13 protein-coding genes are annotated in these 16,467 nt (G+C 66.6%); 7 read left to right on the forward strand and 6 right to left on the reverse strand.

Translation table 11 applies throughout. The annotated features are described in order from the left end of the window. Positions 1 to 368: 368 nt before the first annotated feature. Positions 369 to 1,241: a diaminopimelate epimerase gene (gene dapF / locus ACP7AS_RS11020; protein ID WP_426028916.1), complete on the reverse strand. Its 873-nt coding sequence runs from the start codon at positions 1,239 to 1,241 to the stop codon at positions 369 to 371. Positions 1,242 to 1,301: 60 nt separating this feature from the next. Between dapF and ACP7AS_RS11025 the strand changes: the two genes are divergently transcribed. The 3 genes from ACP7AS_RS11025 (at position 1,302) to ACP7AS_RS11035 (ending at position 6,861) form a co-directional block, all read left to right on the forward strand. Then, positions 1,302 to 2,120 carry a potassium channel family protein gene (locus ACP7AS_RS11025; protein WP_426028917.1) on the forward strand — a complete coding sequence of 273 codons (819 nt, stop codon included), beginning with the start codon at positions 1,302 to 1,304 and terminating at the stop codon, positions 2,118 to 2,120. A 178-nt stretch (positions 2,121 to 2,298) separates the two neighbouring features. After that, a complete protein-coding gene (locus ACP7AS_RS11030; RefSeq protein ID WP_426028918.1) occupies positions 2,299 to 4,485 on the forward strand; it encodes a prolyl oligopeptidase family serine peptidase in 2,187 nt (728 codons plus the stop codon). Positions 4,486 to 4,635: 150 nt separating this feature from the next. Beyond that, a complete protein-coding gene (locus tag ACP7AS_RS11035) occupies positions 4,636 to 6,861 on the forward strand; it encodes a prolyl oligopeptidase family serine peptidase (protein ID WP_426028919.1) in 2,226 nt (741 codons plus the stop codon). Positions 6,862 to 7,061: 200 nt separating this feature from the next. On the opposite strand, the gene ACP7AS_RS11040 is transcribed toward ACP7AS_RS11035, so the two are convergent. The 3 genes from ACP7AS_RS11040 to ftsY form a co-directional block, all read right to left on the reverse strand. Further along, positions 7,062 to 7,712 carry a MarR family winged helix-turn-helix transcriptional regulator gene (locus tag ACP7AS_RS11040; protein WP_426028920.1) on the reverse strand — a complete coding sequence of 217 codons (651 nt, stop codon included), beginning with the start codon at positions 7,710 to 7,712 and terminating at the stop codon, positions 7,062 to 7,064. Positions 7,713 to 7,800: 88 nt separating this feature from the next. Continuing rightward, on the reverse strand, positions 7,801 to 8,448 hold the full coding sequence (locus tag ACP7AS_RS11045; protein WP_426028921.1) for an inner membrane-spanning protein YciB: 648 nt from the start codon (positions 8,446 to 8,448) through the stop codon (positions 7,801 to 7,803). A gap of 1 nt (position 8,449) precedes the next feature. Next, a complete protein-coding gene (gene ftsY, locus ACP7AS_RS11050; RefSeq protein ID WP_426028922.1) occupies positions 8,450 to 9,385 on the reverse strand; it encodes a signal recognition particle-docking protein FtsY in 936 nt (311 codons plus the stop codon). A gap of 189 nt (positions 9,386 to 9,574) precedes the next feature. Between ftsY and ACP7AS_RS11055 the strand changes: the two genes are divergently transcribed. Then, complete coding sequence (locus tag ACP7AS_RS11055; protein ID WP_426028923.1) at positions 9,575 to 11,617, forward strand: NAD(+) synthase; 2,043 nt, start codon at positions 9,575 to 9,577, stop codon at positions 11,615 to 11,617. 99 nt (positions 11,618 to 11,716) lie between these two features. On the opposite strand, the gene ACP7AS_RS11060 is transcribed toward ACP7AS_RS11055, so the two are convergent. Continuing rightward, entirely contained in the window at positions 11,717 to 12,592 is an 876-nt protein-coding gene (locus tag ACP7AS_RS11060; protein WP_426028924.1) for an alpha/beta fold hydrolase, read from the reverse strand. Between the two features lie 233 nt (positions 12,593 to 12,825). Between ACP7AS_RS11060 and ACP7AS_RS11065 the strand changes: the two genes are divergently transcribed. Further along, positions 12,826 to 13,614 carry a hypothetical protein gene (locus ACP7AS_RS11065; protein WP_426028925.1) on the forward strand — a complete coding sequence of 263 codons (789 nt, stop codon included), beginning with the start codon at positions 12,826 to 12,828 and terminating at the stop codon, positions 13,612 to 13,614. Positions 13,615 to 13,665: 51 nt separating this feature from the next. Here the strand turns inward: ACP7AS_RS11065 and ACP7AS_RS11070 are convergent, their stop codons facing one another. After that, positions 13,666 to 14,178 (reverse strand): D-glycero-alpha-D-manno-heptose-1,7-bisphosphate 7-phosphatase, encoded by a 513-nt coding sequence (locus tag ACP7AS_RS11070; RefSeq protein WP_426028926.1) that lies wholly within the window; start codon positions 14,176 to 14,178, stop codon positions 13,666 to 13,668. A gap of 165 nt (positions 14,179 to 14,343) precedes the next feature. Here ACP7AS_RS11070 and ACP7AS_RS11075 point away from each other — a divergent pair, with 165 nt between their 5' ends. Both ACP7AS_RS11075 and ACP7AS_RS11080 read left to right on the forward strand, forming a co-directional pair. Next, a complete protein-coding gene (locus tag ACP7AS_RS11075) occupies positions 14,344 to 15,504 on the forward strand; it encodes a DegT/DnrJ/EryC1/StrS family aminotransferase (RefSeq protein WP_426028927.1) in 1,161 nt (386 codons plus the stop codon). Between the two features lie 9 nt (positions 15,505 to 15,513). Continuing rightward, positions 15,514 to 16,449: a Gfo/Idh/MocA family protein gene (locus ACP7AS_RS11080; protein ID WP_426028928.1), complete on the forward strand. Its 936-nt coding sequence runs from the start codon at positions 15,514 to 15,516 to the stop codon at positions 16,447 to 16,449. Positions 16,450 to 16,467 lie beyond the last annotated feature (18 nt).

The following is a 16,467-nucleotide window of genomic DNA, read 5'->3' on the forward strand; positions in this document are numbered from 1 at the left end:
CGGACGCGGGACGAACTTCACACCCGGTGGCGGATCGATTCGCTCCTGAAGCCCGCGGCGAGCAGGCGGACGCCATCCATCGACGCCCGCAAGGACCCCCGGAGTATCCTTCCCCCGGGCTTCATCGCTCGACCACAGCCCGCCGCCATCGAGGAACGTGGATCCGACGCCCTCCCCACCGACGGGATGAGGGGATTATGGGCGGGGTTTCAGGGCGACCAATGATTCCGTTTGAGAATCTGTCAGAGTGTTGATCGGCAAGTATTGTCACACGCCAACCCGACTATGAGTCCGCGGAATGTGAGCCGAGCGACATACGCGTTCCTTCGCCCGAAATGGGGGGAAGGGGATGGTGGGGGACCGCGGCGTCAGCCTGCCAGCGTGCCCGTCCGTTCGACCTCGACCGGGCCGGTCATGAAGACGTGGTCCGTCGCCTCGTCCCATTCGATCCGCAGTTCGCCGCCATCGACCTCGATGGTTGCCGCGCGGCCGGTCAGGCCGCGACGTGCGGCGGCGACGAGGGCGGCGCAGGCTCCCGTGCCGCAGGCTTTGGTCAGGCCGGCCCCGCGCTCCCAGACCCGCAAACGGATGCGGTCGGGCGCGAGGACGTGGGCGAAGCCGACGTTGACCCCCTCGGGGAAGCGCGGGTGGTGTTCGATCAGGGACCCTGTGCCGCGTACGAAGGCGTCGTCGGGCGTATGGTCCATGAAGAAGACGACGTGCGGATTGCCCATGGAGACGGCACCGGGCGTGTGCAGCACCGGCGCGTCGATGGGGCCGACCTGAAGCTCGATGCCGCGGGTGTCCATCGCCTCGTCGAGCGGGATCTGCGTCCAGTCGAGCCGCGGCGCGCCCATGTCGACTTTGATCCGGGCCGCGGTCGTCGACCCTCCGGGATCTCCCGACCCGACGCGGCCCCGGACGCGCCAGGCCTTTGTCGGCCCGCCGAGGGTGTCGATGGTCACCTGATCCTTGCCGGTCGACTGCAACAGCATCCAGCCGACGCAACGCAGGGCGTTGCCGCAGGTCTCGACCGTGCCGCCGTCGGCATTCCAGACCCGCATGAAGGCGTCAGCGGTCTTCGACGGCTCCAGCGCGATCAGCTGGTCGCAGCCCTCGCCGGTCTGACGGTCAGCGATGGCGCGCGCCTGGTCGGCCGTGGGCGCGAACGGCGTCTCCAGCGCATTGACGACGACGAAGTCGTTGCCGGCACCGTTCATCTTGACGAAGGGTCGGGTCATGATTGCGGCATATAGCGTTTGCCGGTTCCTTGCGCGAGCCGGCCGCGTTATCGCTGCGTCATGAGCCGAACCAAGCCCGCGCCCCGGCCCGAGCCTGTCGACCCGAAGAATGGCGGCCTGCGCCTTCGGGCGCGGCTGCGGGCGCTCTATCACGGCTCCTCGCCCGTCGCTGTCCGCTTCCGGCTGGCGGTGCTGATCATCGACCTCCTGATCATCGCCTTCTTTATCGCCGCTCCGCTGCTGCGCATGGAGGGGCTGATCTTCTACATCATCGACTATGTCATCGCGGCGGTGCTGCTCGCAGATCTGGCAGCGCGCGCCTCGGCATATTCCAGCATCAGGGACTGGTTGAAGAAGCCCCTCGTCTGGGTGGACCTGTTCGTCTTTGCGACCCTGTTGTTCCCGTTCCTGTTCAACCTCGGCTTCCTGCGGGTGCTGCGGCTCTGGACCCTGATCCATTCGGAGTTTTTCTGGCGCACGGTCGGGCGTCGCTATGACGACACCCGGGTTGAGGACGTGACCAAGGCCCTGGTGTCGCTGATCACCTTCGTCTTCGTCGCGACCGGCTTCGTCTACACCAGCTTCATGGGCCGCCATGACGGCATCAGCGGCTATCTCGACGCCCTGTATTTCACCGTCACCAGCCTGACCACGACGGGCTATGGCGACATCACCCTGCCGGGCGAGTGGGGCCGGATCGTCTCCATCCTGATCATGCTCGGCGGGGTGACCCTGTTCGTTCGGCTGGGCCAGACCCTGCTGCGGCCGCACAAGGTGCGGTTCCCCTGTGATCGCTGCGGCCTTCAGGTGCATGACCCGGACGCGGTGCACTGCAAGGCCTGCGGCAAGATCCTGTGCATTCCAGATGAGGGGGCTTGAGGGTTGGCCAGCCGCTGGCCACTGGTCGCTGGCCACTTCTCCAAGATGACAAAGCCGTAACCTCCGCCCGCCCCGGCTTGCCGCATCCCGACCCGCCGCTAAGGTGCCGCCCGAACATCCATCGGGGACTCTTACGGGCCCCTACCGCGCGCCGCGCTACCTGAGGGGCCTAACGCACATGATCCGCACCACCGCGCTCGCCGCGCTTCTCGTTTCCACCGCCCTTTGCACGAGCGCCATGGCCCAGACATCGACCCCGCCCAATCCGCCGCTGGCGGAGGGCGCCTTCGCCACTTCGGACGCGACCGATCCCTATCTGTGGCTGGAAGAGGTCGACGGCGAACGCGCCATGGCATGGGTCAACGCCCACAATGAGCATTCGCTGGGTGTGTTGCGCGGCGACCCGCGCTTCGAGGGATTGCATCAACAGGCGCTGGAGATCGTCCAGTCGCGCGACCGGATCCCGGCACCCGGCTTCAACCACGACGGCACGATCGACAATTTCTGGCAGGACGCCGAACATGTCCGCGGCATCTGGCGCACGACCTCGCTGGACAGCTATCGCGCCGACGCGCCGCAGTGGGAGACCATTCTCGACATCGACGCCCTCGCGGCCTCTGAAGGCAAAAACTGGGTCTACAAGGGCTCGACCTGCCTGCCGCCGAACGAGACCCGGTGCCTGATCTCGCTGTCCGACGGCGGCAAGGACGCCGTGACCATTCGCGAATTCGACCGCACCACGCGGACCTTCGTCGATCCGGTTTCCGGGGGCGGCTTCGTGCTGGAAGAATCCAAGGGCGGGGCGTCCTGGGTGGATGTGAACACCCTGCTGATCGCGCGCGATTTCGGGCCTGGGACCCTGACCAGCTCGGGCTATCCGATGGTGGTCAAGGTGCTGACGCGCGGCCAGACCGTCGATCAGGCGCGGACGGTCTTCACCGGCCAGCCGACCGACGTCTCGGTGTCGGGCTCATCCCTGCGCGACGCAGACGGCGTGGTGCAGGTGACGTTGATCAACCGGGCCATCGGCTTCTACGACGGCGAGACGCATCGTCTGAACGCGGACGGCACGACGACGAAGCTGGAGCTGCCGTCGAAGTCCAACATCAACGCCCTGGTGCGGGGCCAGCTGGTGTTGACGACCGATCAGGACTGGACCGCGCCCTCGGGTCAGGAATTCAGGACCGGCGACGTCATCGCCTGGGACCTGGACCGCTGGCTGGCCGATCCGGCGACACCGGCGCAGCTGGTCATCCGGCCGGGCGAGCGCGAGGCCATCGAAGGGATCAGCGCCACCCGCAACAAACTGGTCGTCGCCCTGTACGAGAACGTGCGCGGCGGGGTCTATGTCTATGAGCCCAATCCGTCCGGCGAATGGTCGCGGACCCGGCTGGATCTGCCGCAGAACGTCAGCGTCGGTGTGGGCTCGGCCAGCGAGCGGGATGACCAGGTGTTCGTCAGCGTCACCGGCTATCTGAACCCGTCCAGCCTGTATCTCGCTGATGCCGCGACCGGCGCGGCGGACTTGACCAAATCCCTGCCGGCCAAGTTCGACGCCACGGGCATGACGGTGGATCAGTTTGAGGCCCGCTCGGCAGACGGGACGATGATTCCCTATTTCGTCGTCCACAAGGGCGACATGGCCATGGACGGGGCCAATCCGACGCTGCTGTACGGCTATGGCGGCTTCCAGTCGTCGCTGCTGCCCGGCTATTCGGCCACGGTCGGCAAGCTGTGGCTCGAGCGGGGCGGGGTCTATGTCATCGCCAATACGCGCGGCGGCGGCGAGTTCGGCCCCAACTGGCATCAGGCGGCCCTGCAGGAGAACCGGCAGCGGGCGCATGAGGACTATCAGGCCGTGGCGCTGGACCTCATCGCGCGCAACGTCACCAGCCAGCCGAAGCTGGGCATCATGGGCGGCTCGCAGGGCGGGCTGTTCATGGGGGCGATGCTGACCCAGCGGCCGGACCTGATCAATGCCGCCGTCATCCAGGTGCCGCTGTTCGACATGCTGCGCTTCCACAAGCTGCTGGCGGGGGCTTCGTGGATCGCGGAATACGGCAATCCGGACGTCCCGGCCGAGAGGGCCTGGATCCAGCAGTATTCGCCCTACCAGAACCTGCGCGCCGACCAGCCCTATCCCGAGGTCTTCATCCACACCTCGACCAAGGATGACCGCGTCCACCCGGGCCACGCCCGCAAGGCGGCGGCGCGGCTGGAGGAACTGGGCTATCCGGTGCTGTTCTACGAGAACACCGACGGGGGCCACGCGGCGGGGGCCAATCTGCGCGAGACCGCCCGGCGTCTGGCGCTGGAATACACCTATCTGAGCCGCCGTCTGATGGACACGCCGGCGGCGGAATAGGCCCACACATTACCGCTCATTCCGGCGAAAGCCGGGACCCAGTGCTTTCGTGAAGCATCGGCGGCTGGGATCGGGAGGCTGCAAGCGCGGGCGGCGCCGATCGCCCGAAGATCTGGGTCCCGGCATTGGCCGGGATGAGCGGAGTTTGAGATGAACCGACTGATCCTGTCCGCCGCGATCCCGGCGCTGTTGCTGGCGGCCTGTGCGGGCGGCCCGGCGCAGATGGAGGTGCCGGCGCTGACCGTGGCCGATGTCCCGCGGCCGCTGCAGACCCTGCCGCCCCTCATGCCGACCGACCTGAGCCCTGCCGGGGTGCGGGCCGCCGACGATCATCTGGCGTTGGAAGCGGTCAACGGGGCCGAGGCCATGGCCTTCGTGGCGGAGTCTAACCGCCGGGCCCTGACCTCGCTCGAGGGCGACCGTCGCTATGAGACCTTCCGCCGGCAGGCCGAGGCGATCCTGACCGCCACGGACCGCATTCCCGGCCCCAGCTTTCTCGGCGACGGCATCGGAAACTTCTGGCAGGACGCGGCCAATCCCAAGGGACTCTGGCGGCGGACCACGCTCGATTCCTACCGCTCGGCTGACACCCGCTGGGAAACGCTGCTCGACATCGACGCCCTGTCGCGCGCCGAGGGCCGGGACTGGGTCTGGAAGGGCGCTGACTGCCTGGCACCCGATGAAACCCGCTGCCTGATCAGCCTGTCGGACGGCGGCAAGGATGCGGTGGTGGTCCGCGAGTTCGACATCCCCAGCAAATCGTTCGTGGACGGAGGGTTCGTACTGCCCGAGGGCAAGCACCGCCTCGAATGGCTGGATCGCGACACGCTTCTGGTCGCCACCGACTTCGGACCGAATACCCTGACGGAGAGCGGCTACCCCTTCATCGTCAAATCGCTGAAGCGCGGCCAGACGCTGGCGCAGGCGACCGAGGTCTATCGCGGCGACATCGGCGACGGGGGGTATGGGGTCAGCCCGACGGTGTATCGCGACAAGGACGGCGTGGTTCTGGCCGTGCTGATCAGCCGACCGCTGGACACCTTCCGGTCCGAGACATGGCGCTGGGTCGATGGCCGGGCGGTCAAGCTGAACCTGCCGGAGCGGGTCTCGATCAACGGAGCCATGGGGCGACAGCTGGTCTTCTCGCTGGATCAGGACTGGGAGATCCCCGGTGGAGCCATTCCGGCCGGCACCCTGGTCGTCGCGACCCTCGACCGGCTGTCGCAGGCGGAGCTCACCAGCACCAACGGCGACCCGGCGGTGGTCTTCGCGCCCGGCGATCGGCAGTCGATCGACAGTGTACGGGTCATGTCCGACAGCATTCTGGCGGTGGTGTCCGACAATGTTGTCGGCACGCTGAAGCGTTTCGAGGTCGTCACCGAGGGAGTGCGTCACGCGGCGTGGCGCGCGACCAACATCGCGGTGGCGGCCAACAGCGCCGTGGGGCTGGGCGATAGCTCCAAATCGCGGGGCGAGGTCTTCGTCTCGACCCAGGGCTTCCTGACACCGCCGACCCTCAGCCTGGCGAACGTGCCCGCCGCGACCCTGACTGAGCTCCGCGCCGCGCCCACGAAGTTCGACGCCTCCACCCACATCACCGAGCAGTTCGAGGCGACGTCGTCGAACGGGACGAAGATCCCGTATTTCGTCACCCGGCCGCGCGACATGGCGATGGACGGGTCGGCACCGACGATCCTGTTCGGCTACGGCGGATTCCAGGTCTCGTTCCCGCCCGCCTACAAGCCCGAAATGGGCAAGCTCTGGCTCGAGAACGGCGGAGTCTTCGTTCAGGCCAACATCCGCGGCGGCGGCGAGTTCGGACCGGACTGGCACCAGTCGGTGCTGAAGGAAAACCGGCAACTGGCCTTTGACGATTTCGCGGCGGTGGCCGCCGACCTACATCGCCGCGGGATCACCTCGCCGCGCCGGACCGGCATCTACGGCCGGTCGAACGGCGGGGTGCTGACTTCGGTGTCGATCACCCAGCATCCGGAGCTGTTCAATGCGGCGGTGATCGAAAGCCCGCTGATCGACATGCTGCGCTATCACGAACTGCCCGCCGGGGCGTCGTGGATCGGCGAATACGGCGATCCGCGCATCCCGGACGAGGCGGCGTATATCGCGCGATATTCGGCCTATCAGCAGCTTCGTCCGGGTGCGGAATATCCGCGGGTCTATATCACGACCAACACCCGCGACGACCGCGTTCACCCCGGCCATGCCCGCAAATTCGCGGCCCGGCTGGGCGAGATGGGCTATGACCACCTGTATTATGAAGAGACTTCGGGCGGGCATTCGAACGACGCCGATCCGGTGGCGAATGCGCGGCGGTGGGCCCGGCACTATGTGTATCTGAGCCAGCAGTTGATGGATTGAGGAGGCGCGCCAAGCGAGCGCGTCCCCTCAATACCGTTCATCCCGGCGAAAGCCGGGACCTAGTGTTTTGGGTGATCGGTGGTGCCTGACGAGCCACAAACCTCAAACCGGAAACGCCGGCGTCAAGCTGGACAGGACTGGGTCCCGGCTTTCGCCGGGATGAACGGATAAAAGAGGGCGATCGCGATTGGGCCCGGATATCAGGCCGGTTCGAGCGCCTTGGCTTTCTTGGGTTTGGGGGCCTTGGCCGGCTTCTCAGCCTTGGGCGCCTTGGGCACCTTGGGCACCTTGGGTGCCTTGACCGGCTTGTCCGCCTTCTTCGCCAGCTTCTCGGCCTTCTTCGCCTCGCGAGCGGCCTTCCTGGCGGCGCGGGCGTCGGCCTTGGCCTTGGCCGGGGCGGCATCGGCCTCGCCGGCCAGTTCGGCCAGCAGGTCGAGGAAGCCGTCGCGCTTGCCCTTGGGCAGCAGGGCCATGATCCGCTTGTCGGCGGCCTCGACCCGGGGGCGGGCATTGTCCAGGGCCGCCTGACCGGTGACCGACAGGCGCACGGCCTTGGCGCGGGCGTCGACGACGGACTTTTCGCGGTCCAGCAGACCCTTGGTCGTCATGCGCGAGACCAGATCCGCCAGGGTCGAGCGGTCGATGCCGGTGGCCCGGACCAGATCGGTCTGGGTCAGGCCCGACTTCTGGCTGACGGCTTCCAGCACGGCGAACTGGCGCTGGGTCAGGCCGTCCGCGCCCGTCTCTTCGGAATAGATGTCGAGCGCCAGCTGCAGAACGCGGTGCATCAGGTGACTGGGCGATGCGCCCAGACTGCCGCCGCGTTTCGCCTTGTTTCCGGACTTGACCATGACCGTATCCCCTCGGTGTGACGCTATAGCTAGCAGCCGCGTTTTACGGTTTGACGACGGACGATAAGCCGATGGTCCGGACCATACGCTACAAACCGGGATCCGGCGATACGGGCCCGGGTTCCTCGTCCTTGATCATATGTTTGAGGATGTAGGGAATCTGCGCCAGGCCGAAGACGAGGGCGGCGGCCCAGATGAACCCCCGGAAGGCGACCCAGGTGTCATCGGTCTGGGTACGCCAGACAATCTCGTTGGTGATGGCGATGGTCGCGAAATACAGGCCGTAGCGCAGCGTCAGCCCCCGCCAGGCCTCGTCGGTCACCTTGATGGAGTCGCCGAGCAGGTATTTGAACGGGTATTTGCCGAGCGGCAGGGAGCCCAGCAGGACGATCGCCAGCAGGCCGTTCTGTATGCTGAGCTTGATCTTCAGCAGCGACGGATCGTGGAAGAACAGGGTCAGGCCGCCGAAGATCAGGGCGAAACCGCCGGCCAGAAGCGGCAGGGGCGCCAGACGACGCTCGACCGCATAGCCGACGATCAGGGCGATGGCCGAGGCGGCGACCAGCACCCAGGTCGCCTGAACCAGGGCCTCGCGGCCGTCGAGGCCGCGGGCACGCAGGATCACATAACCCGCGGCGAAGGCGACCAGGGCCCCGAAGTCGACGGCCTGGCGGATCCACTGGCGGTTGGTCGACGGTGCAGGCGCAGGGGCGGGGGCGGGCGGCGTATCGTTCATGTCAGTCCTCGAGCCCCACCAGTGATCTTGAAAAGGCCCGCGCGTCGAAGGGTTGCAGGTCGTCGACGCCCTCGCCGACGCCGATCAGCTTGATCGGGGCGTCCGAGGCCTGCGCCACAGGGACCAGAACGCCGCCGCGCGCCGTGCCGTCCAGCTTGGTCATGACCAGGCCCGAGACATAGGCGGTGCGACCGAAGATCTGTTCCTGCGCCAAAGCGTTGCGGCCCACGGTGGCGTCCAGCACCAGCAAGGTCTCGTGCGGGGCGTCCGGATCGATCTTCTTCAGCACGCGCACGATCTTGAGCAGTTCGTCCATCAGGGCGGACTTGTTCTGCAGCCGGCCGGCGGTGTCGATCAGGACCACGTCATAGCCCTCGGCCTTCGCGCGGGTGTAGGCGTCGAAGGCCAGGCCCGCGGGGTCGGCCCCGTCGCGGCGGCTTTCGAATGTCGCGCCGGCCCGCTCGGACCAGACCTTGAGCTGTTCGCGGGCGGCGGCGCGGAAGGTGTCGCAGGCCACGACCATGACCTTGGCCCCCTGTCCGGTCAGGTCGGCGGCGATCTTGCCCAGGGTGGTGGTCTTGCCCGAGCCGTTGACCCCGACGAACAGGGTGACGAAGGGACGCGGGCCGGCCAAAGGCTCATACCGCGCCTCGTGGTTGATCAATTCGGCGGTCACGGCCTCAGCCAGGGCTTCCTTGACCTCGCGCTCATTGGCGCCGGCGCCGAAGCGGAGTTCACGGAACCGGGCCACGATACGGTCGGTCGCGGCCGGGCCGAGGTCGCTTTCGAGCAGATGTTCCTCAAGCCCGTCCAGCGCGGCCTCGGACAGGGGCTCCTTGATGAAGGTGGCCACGACCTGTTCGGTCATCTGTTTCGAGGAGCGGCCCAGCCCCTCGGTCAGCCGCGAGAGCCAGCCCTTTTTCGGCGTGTCATTCATGGTCTGGCTTTAGCGGGGCAATGCGGGCGCGTCACGTGAACCTGCAAAATACTCCGTGCATCCCGGCAAAAGCCGGGACCCGGTTCTTTGGGCGATCAAGCGGGGGAGTTGCCGCGAATGGCGATCCCACCCACTTTGCCCTACGAAAGCACTGGGTCCCGGCTTTCGCCGGGATGCACGGAAATTCTGATGCCCAAAGCCCATTCGTTCCATTCTACCCGCACCCACGGCTTCGTCCGCGTGGCCGCCGCGACGCCGGTGGTGCACATCGCTGACCCGGCCGCCAATGCGCAGGAACACGCCGCCCTGATCCGTCAGGCCGGGAAACAGGGCGTGGACCTGATCGTCTTTCCCGAACTGAGCCTGAGCGGCTACGCCATCGATGACCTGCTGATGCAGGAGGCCCTGCTGGCCGAGGTGGAGCGGCGGATCGCTGAACTGGCCGAGGTGGCCGACGAGGCCGGCGTGGTGGCCGTGATCGGGGCACCGGTCCGCAACGGTGATGCGCTCTACAACTGCGCCGTGGTGCTGGGGTCGGGTGCCGTGCTCGGCGTCGTGCCCAAGACCTATCTGCCGAACTATCGCGAATATTATGAGAAACGCTGGTTCGCGCCCGCGGCCAGCCGGTCCGAGGACTCCGTGGTCCTGAACGGCGAGACGGTGGATTTCGCGCCGGGCCTGATCTTCGAGGCTGTCAACCGTCCGGGCTTCGTCTTCGCCGCCGAGATCTGCGAGGATTTCTGGGCCCCGCAGCCGCCCTCGACGCGGGCGGCGCTGGCGGGGGCGCGCATCCTGTTGAACCTGTCGGCGTCCAACATCGTCATCGGCAAGGCCGACGAGCGGGCGGTGCTGTGCGCCAGCCAGTCGATGCGGACGATCTCGGCCTATGTCTTCACCGCCTCGGGCTGGGGCGAGAGCACCACCGATCTGGCGTGGGACGGTCAGGCGACGATCCACGAACTGGGTGCGAAACTGGCCGAGGGCGAGCGGTTCGCGCTGGAGAGCCATCTGACCGTCGCCGACATCGACGTCGAGCGGATCGGCCTGGACCGGCTGCGCAACGGCACCTTTGCCGACTGCGCCCGGATCGAGGGCGAGCCGGCGACGATCGTGCCGTTCGAGGCGTCAGGGGGTCAGGGTCCGGGCGATCTGATCCGTCCGCTCGATCGCTTCCCCTTCGTGCCCGACGATCCGGCCCGGCTGGACCAGGACTGCTACGAGGCGTTCAACATCCAGGTCCAGGGCTTGATGCGCCGGATGAAGGCGACGGGCAGCGAGCGCGTCGTCGTCGGCGTGTCCGGCGGGCTGGATTCGACCCAGGCGCTGCTGGTGGCCTGCCGGGCGTTCGATCGTCTGGAACTGCCACGCAGCAATATTCTGGGCTTTACACTGCCCGGGTTCGCGACGTCGGACGGGACGAAGTCCAATGCCCACGCCCTGATGAAGGCGCTGGGCGTCAGCGCCCACGAGATCGACATCCGCCTCGCGGCCGAGCGCATGCTGGCCGACATCGGCCACCCGTTCGCCATGGGCCAGCCGGTGCACGACATCACCTTCGAGAATGTGCAGGCCGGTCTGAGGACGGACTATCTGTTCCGGCTGGCCAACCAGCACGACGCCTTTGTGCTGGGCACCGGTGACCTGTCGGAGCTGGCCCTGGGCTGGTGCACCTATGGCGTCGGCGACCAGATGAGCCACTACAACGTCAATGGCGGGGTGGCCAAGACGTTGATCCGGCACCTGATTCGATGGGTCGCGGACAGGGAGCACGCCGGTGCTGCCGCCGAGGTGCTGAACGCCATTCTGGACACGGAAATCTCCCCGGAACTGGTGCCGGCCGGGGCGGACGGCCAGATCCAGTCGACCGAGGCGACAGTCGGCCCCTATGCGTTGAACGACGTCTTCCTGTTCCACATCACCCGCTTCGGCCTGAAGCCCTCGAAGGTGGCCTGGCTGGCGCATCAGGCGTGGAAGGATGCGGCGACCGGCCACTGGCCGGTCAACACGCCTGAGGACGAGCGCGTCGCCTATGATCTGGCGACCATCAAGGGCTGGCTGCGGAAATTCCTCGTGCGCTTCTTCCAGACATCGCAGTTCAAGCGGTCCGCTATGCCGAACGGCCCCAAGGTGGTCACGGGCGGTTCCCTGTCGCCCCGCGGCGACTGGCGGGCACCCTCGGATGCGACGGCGCGGGTCTGGCTGGATGAGCTGGATGCGAACGTGCCGGACTGAGGGCTTAGGTCGTAGGTCGTAGGTCGTAGGTCGTAGGGAAGGTGCATCGGCGGCAGGCGAAAGCCCTAAGCCCTAAGCCCTAAGCCCTAAGCCCACCCTTCACGGCAACTCGCTCAGGAACGGAAAGATCGCCGCCTTGGCCTCGGGTTCGTCGAGCATGGGGGCGTGGCCGATGCCCGGGACCTCGACAAAATCCATCTTCGGGGCGCGCTTGCGCATCTTTGCCGCGATCTGGGGGCTGAGCAGGTCGGAGGTTTCGCCGCGCACCAGCAGGACGGGCCGTCCCTTGGCCAGACGGGTGAAGAAGGGCCACAGATTGGGCACCAGGGCCTTGGCCCCCGCGGCCCGGATCGGGGCCATGATGCCGGGATCATAGTCGGGGATCGGCGTCCCTTCGGTGCCGATTCGGAAGCAGCGTCGGGCGAAGGCGTCCCAGTCGGAGTCCGAATAGTGCGGCAGGGCGACTTCGTTGAGCTTGCGCGCATAGGCCGCCGCATCGGCCCAGTTGTTGATCTCGACCGGCTGGCCGGCATAGGCGGCGATGCGGGTCAGGCCTTCCCTGGCCACTTCGGGCCCGACGTCGTTGATGATGGCGGCGGCGATGACCTTCGAGCGGATGGCGGCCAGCGCCATGGTGATCAGCCCGCCCATGGAGGTGCCGAGAAAGATCGCGCGGTCGATGCCCAGGTCCCGCATCAGGGCGAGAACGTCCTGGGCATAGTTGAGGGGCTGGTAGGTCATAGGGTCGGGCGCGCGGTCGGACTTGCCCCGGCCGCGCACGTCGATGGCCAGCACCCGGCGCCCGCTCTGGGCGATCAACGGCGCGATGGTCTCGAAATCGGCCGAGTTGCGGGTCAGGCCGTGGATGGCGATGACCGGCAGTTTCGCCGGGCCGGACGCCGCCGCATAGTCGCGGGCGTAGAGGCTGAGGCCGTCGGAACTGGTCCAGCGGCGCTCGGCGAAGGTCTGGGTCATGAGGGGCTCCGGAAGACTCGCAGGAACCTAATTCATCCCGGCGAGAAATCCCAGTTCCACCGGCCGGCCGCAGGACGGCGGACCGCCGTTCGCCCCATCAACCGACCGTGAAGTCGCCCATGATTTTGTTTATACAATTTAAGGTTGGTCATAATTTACCACCTTGATGCGAATATTTCGTTGCGTGAACAACGTTCGAAGAGCACGGATATCGCTTTATGGGAGGGTTAACGATGAAACGACTATTGCTTGCGGCTGCGGTCGCGTTTTCGACGTTGGCAGGGGCCGCGTCGGCGCAGATGAGTTTGGACACTGGGTACAATTACCAGACCTATGCCCCCTACAATCAACCGGCTGGCGGAACATCGACTATCGCGGACAACTACTGGATCAAGGTAGCGTCCCCGAACAACCCAGGCAGTTGGCCGGCCTGGGTGCTTCCGGCCACGCCTGCCCCGCCTTGGTCGCCGGTCTCGCCGACTTCACGCTGGATCGGACCCGGCCCGGTGGCCCTCAGCCCAGCAGCGCAACTGCCTACCTATGCTATTTTCCGCAAATGCTTCTGCCTCAAGCCCAATTTCAAACAGCCCACGCTCAACTTTCGGATTCGCGCGGACGACAACGTCCAAGTCTGGTTTAACGGAATTCTGAACGTCCTTGTGGCACCCGTGGTGGGAAACTGGAATAACTCCATGGGCCCGCCCCGCTCAAACACCCCAACCAATCCGGCGATGTTCAAGGCGGGCGTCAACTGCCTCTACGTTCTGGTCGAGGAAACGGGCGGCCACACGGGCTTCAATCTGTCGGGCACCGTCAGCGCCCAAGGATTGTGGCCGAACGCCGCTTCTGGAGTGAATTCGACCTTCGACTGTCCCTGCGTCACAGGTGGACCCGTTGGTCCCGCGTCAGGCGTATCCCAGGGTCGAGCGGCCAATGGCGCCGAGTTTGACGACCGGGAATTGATCCAGAGTATCGTGAGAGTCGCGGAACAGCGGCGGCTAGCCAGGCCGGCGCGGCAGTAACCGGCGGCGGCAAGGCGACCGGCTGGTCGTCTTGCCGCCGGCTCGTGCCATTTAACTGCCCAGCAGATCCTTGACGAAGTCGTACAGGTCGCCGCCCTCAAAGCGGAAGCCCGGCACGCCCGCGCGACGTGCGGCCTCCATGTCCGAAGGCTGGTCGCCGATGATGAAGCTTTTCGCCGGGTCGATATTGTGGTCGGCAATCGCCCTCAGGATCATGCCGGGATTGGGTTTGCGGTCCGGATGGTCGGGGTGGATATAGGCCTCGATGCGGCCCTCGGCATGGAAGGGGCAGGCGTAGACGGCACCGATGATCGCGCCCTTCGCGGCCAGTTTTCGCACGATCAGGGCGTTGAAGGCCTTCATCTGCTCTTCGGTGAACAGGCCGCGCGCCACGCCCGACTGATTGGTGATGATGACGCACAGATAGCCCAGCTGGGTCAGCCGCCGCACGGCCTCGGCCGCGCCGGTCACGAGGCGCAGATGCTCTTCCAGATGGGGATAGCCGGTGTCCTCGATCAGCACGCCGTCGCGATCGAGAAACACGGCGGGAACGCCGGGGGTCATGGTCGTTCCGCATACGGCGTCCTGTACCCCCGTTGCAACCCGTCACGCGAAGTGACGGCCGGCGATTTGGCGGGGCCGTCGGCAATTTGCTAGGAGGCGCGACCACCGCGTCTCCCTCCGGGGTCGATGCGCCTTGCGCCGTGCGCGACCGGAGACCGTTCCGCCATGACCATTCCCTTCATCGACCTGCAGGCCCAGCGCCTTCGCCTGGGCGGCAAGATCGAAGCGGCTGTGCAGGAAGCCGTGGTCGGCGGGGCCTGGGTCATGGGTCCGCAGGTGCGCCAGTTCGAGGCGGATCTGGCGGCCTTCGGTCAGGCGAAACACGCTCTCGGCTGCGCCAACGGCACCGACGCCCTGATCCTGCCCCTGATCGCCTGGGGAATCCGCACCGGTGACGCGGTCTTCTGTCCCAGCTTCACCTTTACGGCCACGGCCGAAGTCGTGCCTTGGTTGGGGGCCACGCCGGTGTTTGTCGATGTCGACCCCCGGACCTTCAACATGGACCCGATCCATCTGGAGGCGGCGATCGAGGCGACGCTGAAGGAAGGCCGGCTGAAGCCGCGCGTGGTGATCGCCGTCGACCTGTTCGGCCAGCCCGCCGACTATCCGGCCATCAAGGCCCTCTGTGACCGCTATGGCCTCAAGCTGATCGCCGATTCGGCCCAGGGCTTCGGCTGCACCCTGAACGGCGACCATCCGATCAAATGGGCCGACATCACCACCACGAGCTTCTTCCCGGCCAAGCCCCTGGGTTGCTACGGCGACGGCGGGGCGGTGCTGACCGACGATGACGATCTGGCCCAGGAAATGGACTCGCTAAGGGTGCACGGCAAGGTCGTCGCCAAGGACCTGAAGCCCGGCCAGAACTTTGCTCACGATCCCAAATACCTGGCCATGCGTATCGGCATGAACAGCCGGCTCGACACCATCCAGGCCGCGGTCCTGATCGAGAAGCTGAAGGTCTTCCCCCAGGAGATCGAATGGCGCAATCGGGCGGCGGACATCTATGCCGAACGCCTCGCGCCCCATGTCGCCAGCGTGCCGGCGGTGATCGAGGGCGGGGTCTCGATCTGGGCCCAGTATACGATCGAACACGAGAACCGCGATGGACTGGCCGCGCACCTGAAGGGTCTGGGCGTGCCCACCGCCGTCTACTATCCCGTCCCCATGCACCTGCAGCCCGCCTATGCGCGGTTTTCGCGGGGGCCGGGCAGTTTGCCGGTCACCGAACGGCTCATGGACCGGGTCATCAGCCTGCCGATGCATGCCGATCTCGACGCGGCGACGCAGGATACGATCATCGCTGCCGTCGCCAGCTTCGGCTAAGGATCGCGCATGACCCATACCCTTCCCCCCCTCAAGGTCGGCGTCGCCGGCGTCGGCGTCATGGGGCGCAATCACGCCCGCGTGCTGTCGGACATCCGCGATTTCGACCTGACCGCCGTGTTCGATCCCGACGCCGCAACGGCCCAGGGCATCGCCGGCCTGTATGACGCCACGGCCTTCACCCGGGCCGAGGATTTCATCGCCGCCGGTCTGGACGCCGCTGTGGTCTCGACCCCCAACCGCCACCATGCCGAACTGGGCGTCGCCCTGCTGGAGGCCGGGGTCCATGTGCTGGTCGAAAAGCCGATCGCCGCCACCGTCGCGGACGCGCAGGCCTTGATCGACGCGGCAAAGGCCAACGACCGTGTGCTGATGGTCGGTCAGGTCGAGCGGTTCAACCCGGCGGTCGACGCGGTCAAGCGCGCCATCGACGGCGACGACATCATCTCGATCCAGATCACCCGCGTCGGGCCCTTTCCGCCGCGCATGGGCGAGGTCGGGGTGGTCATCGACCTGGCGGTGCACGACATCGACATCATCCGCCACCTGACGGACTCCGAGATCGTCGAGGTCCAGCCGCAACTGGCCCGCACCAAGGCCGATCGCGAGGACACGGCCCTGCTGCAGTTCCGGCTGGCCAACGGGACCATCGCCCACATCACCACCAACTGGGTCACGCCCTACAAGGTCCGCACCCTGCAGGTCGCCACGGCCAGCAAATTCGTCGTCGCCGACCTGATCACCCGTCAGGTCACGGAGTATTTCGGCCAGCAGCCCGACGGCTCCTACCAGACCCGCGCCGTCAACAGCTGGCCCGCCGAGCCGCTGAAGAAGGAGCTGGAAGCCTTCGCTCACGCCATCCGCACCGGCGAGCCGCCGGCGGTCACGGGCGAGGACGGGCTGCGGAACCTCGAAGTGGCGCTGAGGTGTCTGGGGGAGGGTTAACCGCCTTTCCGCTCATCC

Origin of the sequence: Brevundimonas sp. TWP2-3-4b2 (assembly GCF_049897345.1) — a bacterium.
Taxonomy (GTDB): domain Bacteria; phylum Pseudomonadota; class Alphaproteobacteria; order Caulobacterales; family Caulobacteraceae; genus Brevundimonas.

Excerpts from the sequence above, each read along its gene's own strand:
- ACP7AS_RS11065 (WP_426028925.1), top strand. The coding sequence starts at position 12,826 with ATGAAACGACTATTGCTTGCGGCTGCGGTCGCGTTTTCGACGTTGGCA.
- ftsY (WP_426028922.1), bottom strand. The coding sequence starts at position 9,385 with ATGAATGACACGCCGAAAAAGGGCTGGCTCTCGCGGCTGACCGAGGGG.
- ACP7AS_RS11035 (WP_426028919.1), top strand. The coding sequence starts at position 4,636 with ATGAACCGACTGATCCTGTCCGCCGCGATCCCGGCGCTGTTGCTGGCG.
- ACP7AS_RS11045 (WP_426028921.1), bottom strand. The coding sequence starts at position 8,448 with ATGAACGATACGCCGCCCGCCCCCGCCCCTGCGCCTGCACCGTCGACC.
- ACP7AS_RS11080 (WP_426028928.1), top strand. The coding sequence starts at position 15,514 with ATGACCCATACCCTTCCCCCCCTCAAGGTCGGCGTCGCCGGCGTCGGC.
- ACP7AS_RS11075 (WP_426028927.1), top strand. The coding sequence starts at position 14,344 with ATGACCATTCCCTTCATCGACCTGCAGGCCCAGCGCCTTCGCCTGGGC.
- ACP7AS_RS11070 (WP_426028926.1), bottom strand. The coding sequence starts at position 14,178 with ATGACCCCCGGCGTTCCCGCCGTGTTTCTCGATCGCGACGGCGTGCTG.
- ACP7AS_RS11055 (WP_426028923.1), top strand. The coding sequence starts at position 9,575 with ATGCCCAAAGCCCATTCGTTCCATTCTACCCGCACCCACGGCTTCGTC.
- ACP7AS_RS11025 (WP_426028917.1), top strand. The coding sequence starts at position 1,302 with ATGAGCCGAACCAAGCCCGCGCCCCGGCCCGAGCCTGTCGACCCGAAG.
- dapF (WP_426028916.1), bottom strand. The coding sequence starts at position 1,241 with ATGACCCGACCCTTCGTCAAGATGAACGGTGCCGGCAACGACTTCGTC.
- ACP7AS_RS11040 (WP_426028920.1), bottom strand. The coding sequence starts at position 7,712 with ATGGTCAAGTCCGGAAACAAGGCGAAACGCGGCGGCAGTCTGGGCGCA.
- ACP7AS_RS11060 (WP_426028924.1), bottom strand. The coding sequence starts at position 12,592 with ATGACCCAGACCTTCGCCGAGCGCCGCTGGACCAGTTCCGACGGCCTC.
- ACP7AS_RS11030 (WP_426028918.1), top strand. The coding sequence starts at position 2,299 with ATGATCCGCACCACCGCGCTCGCCGCGCTTCTCGTTTCCACCGCCCTT.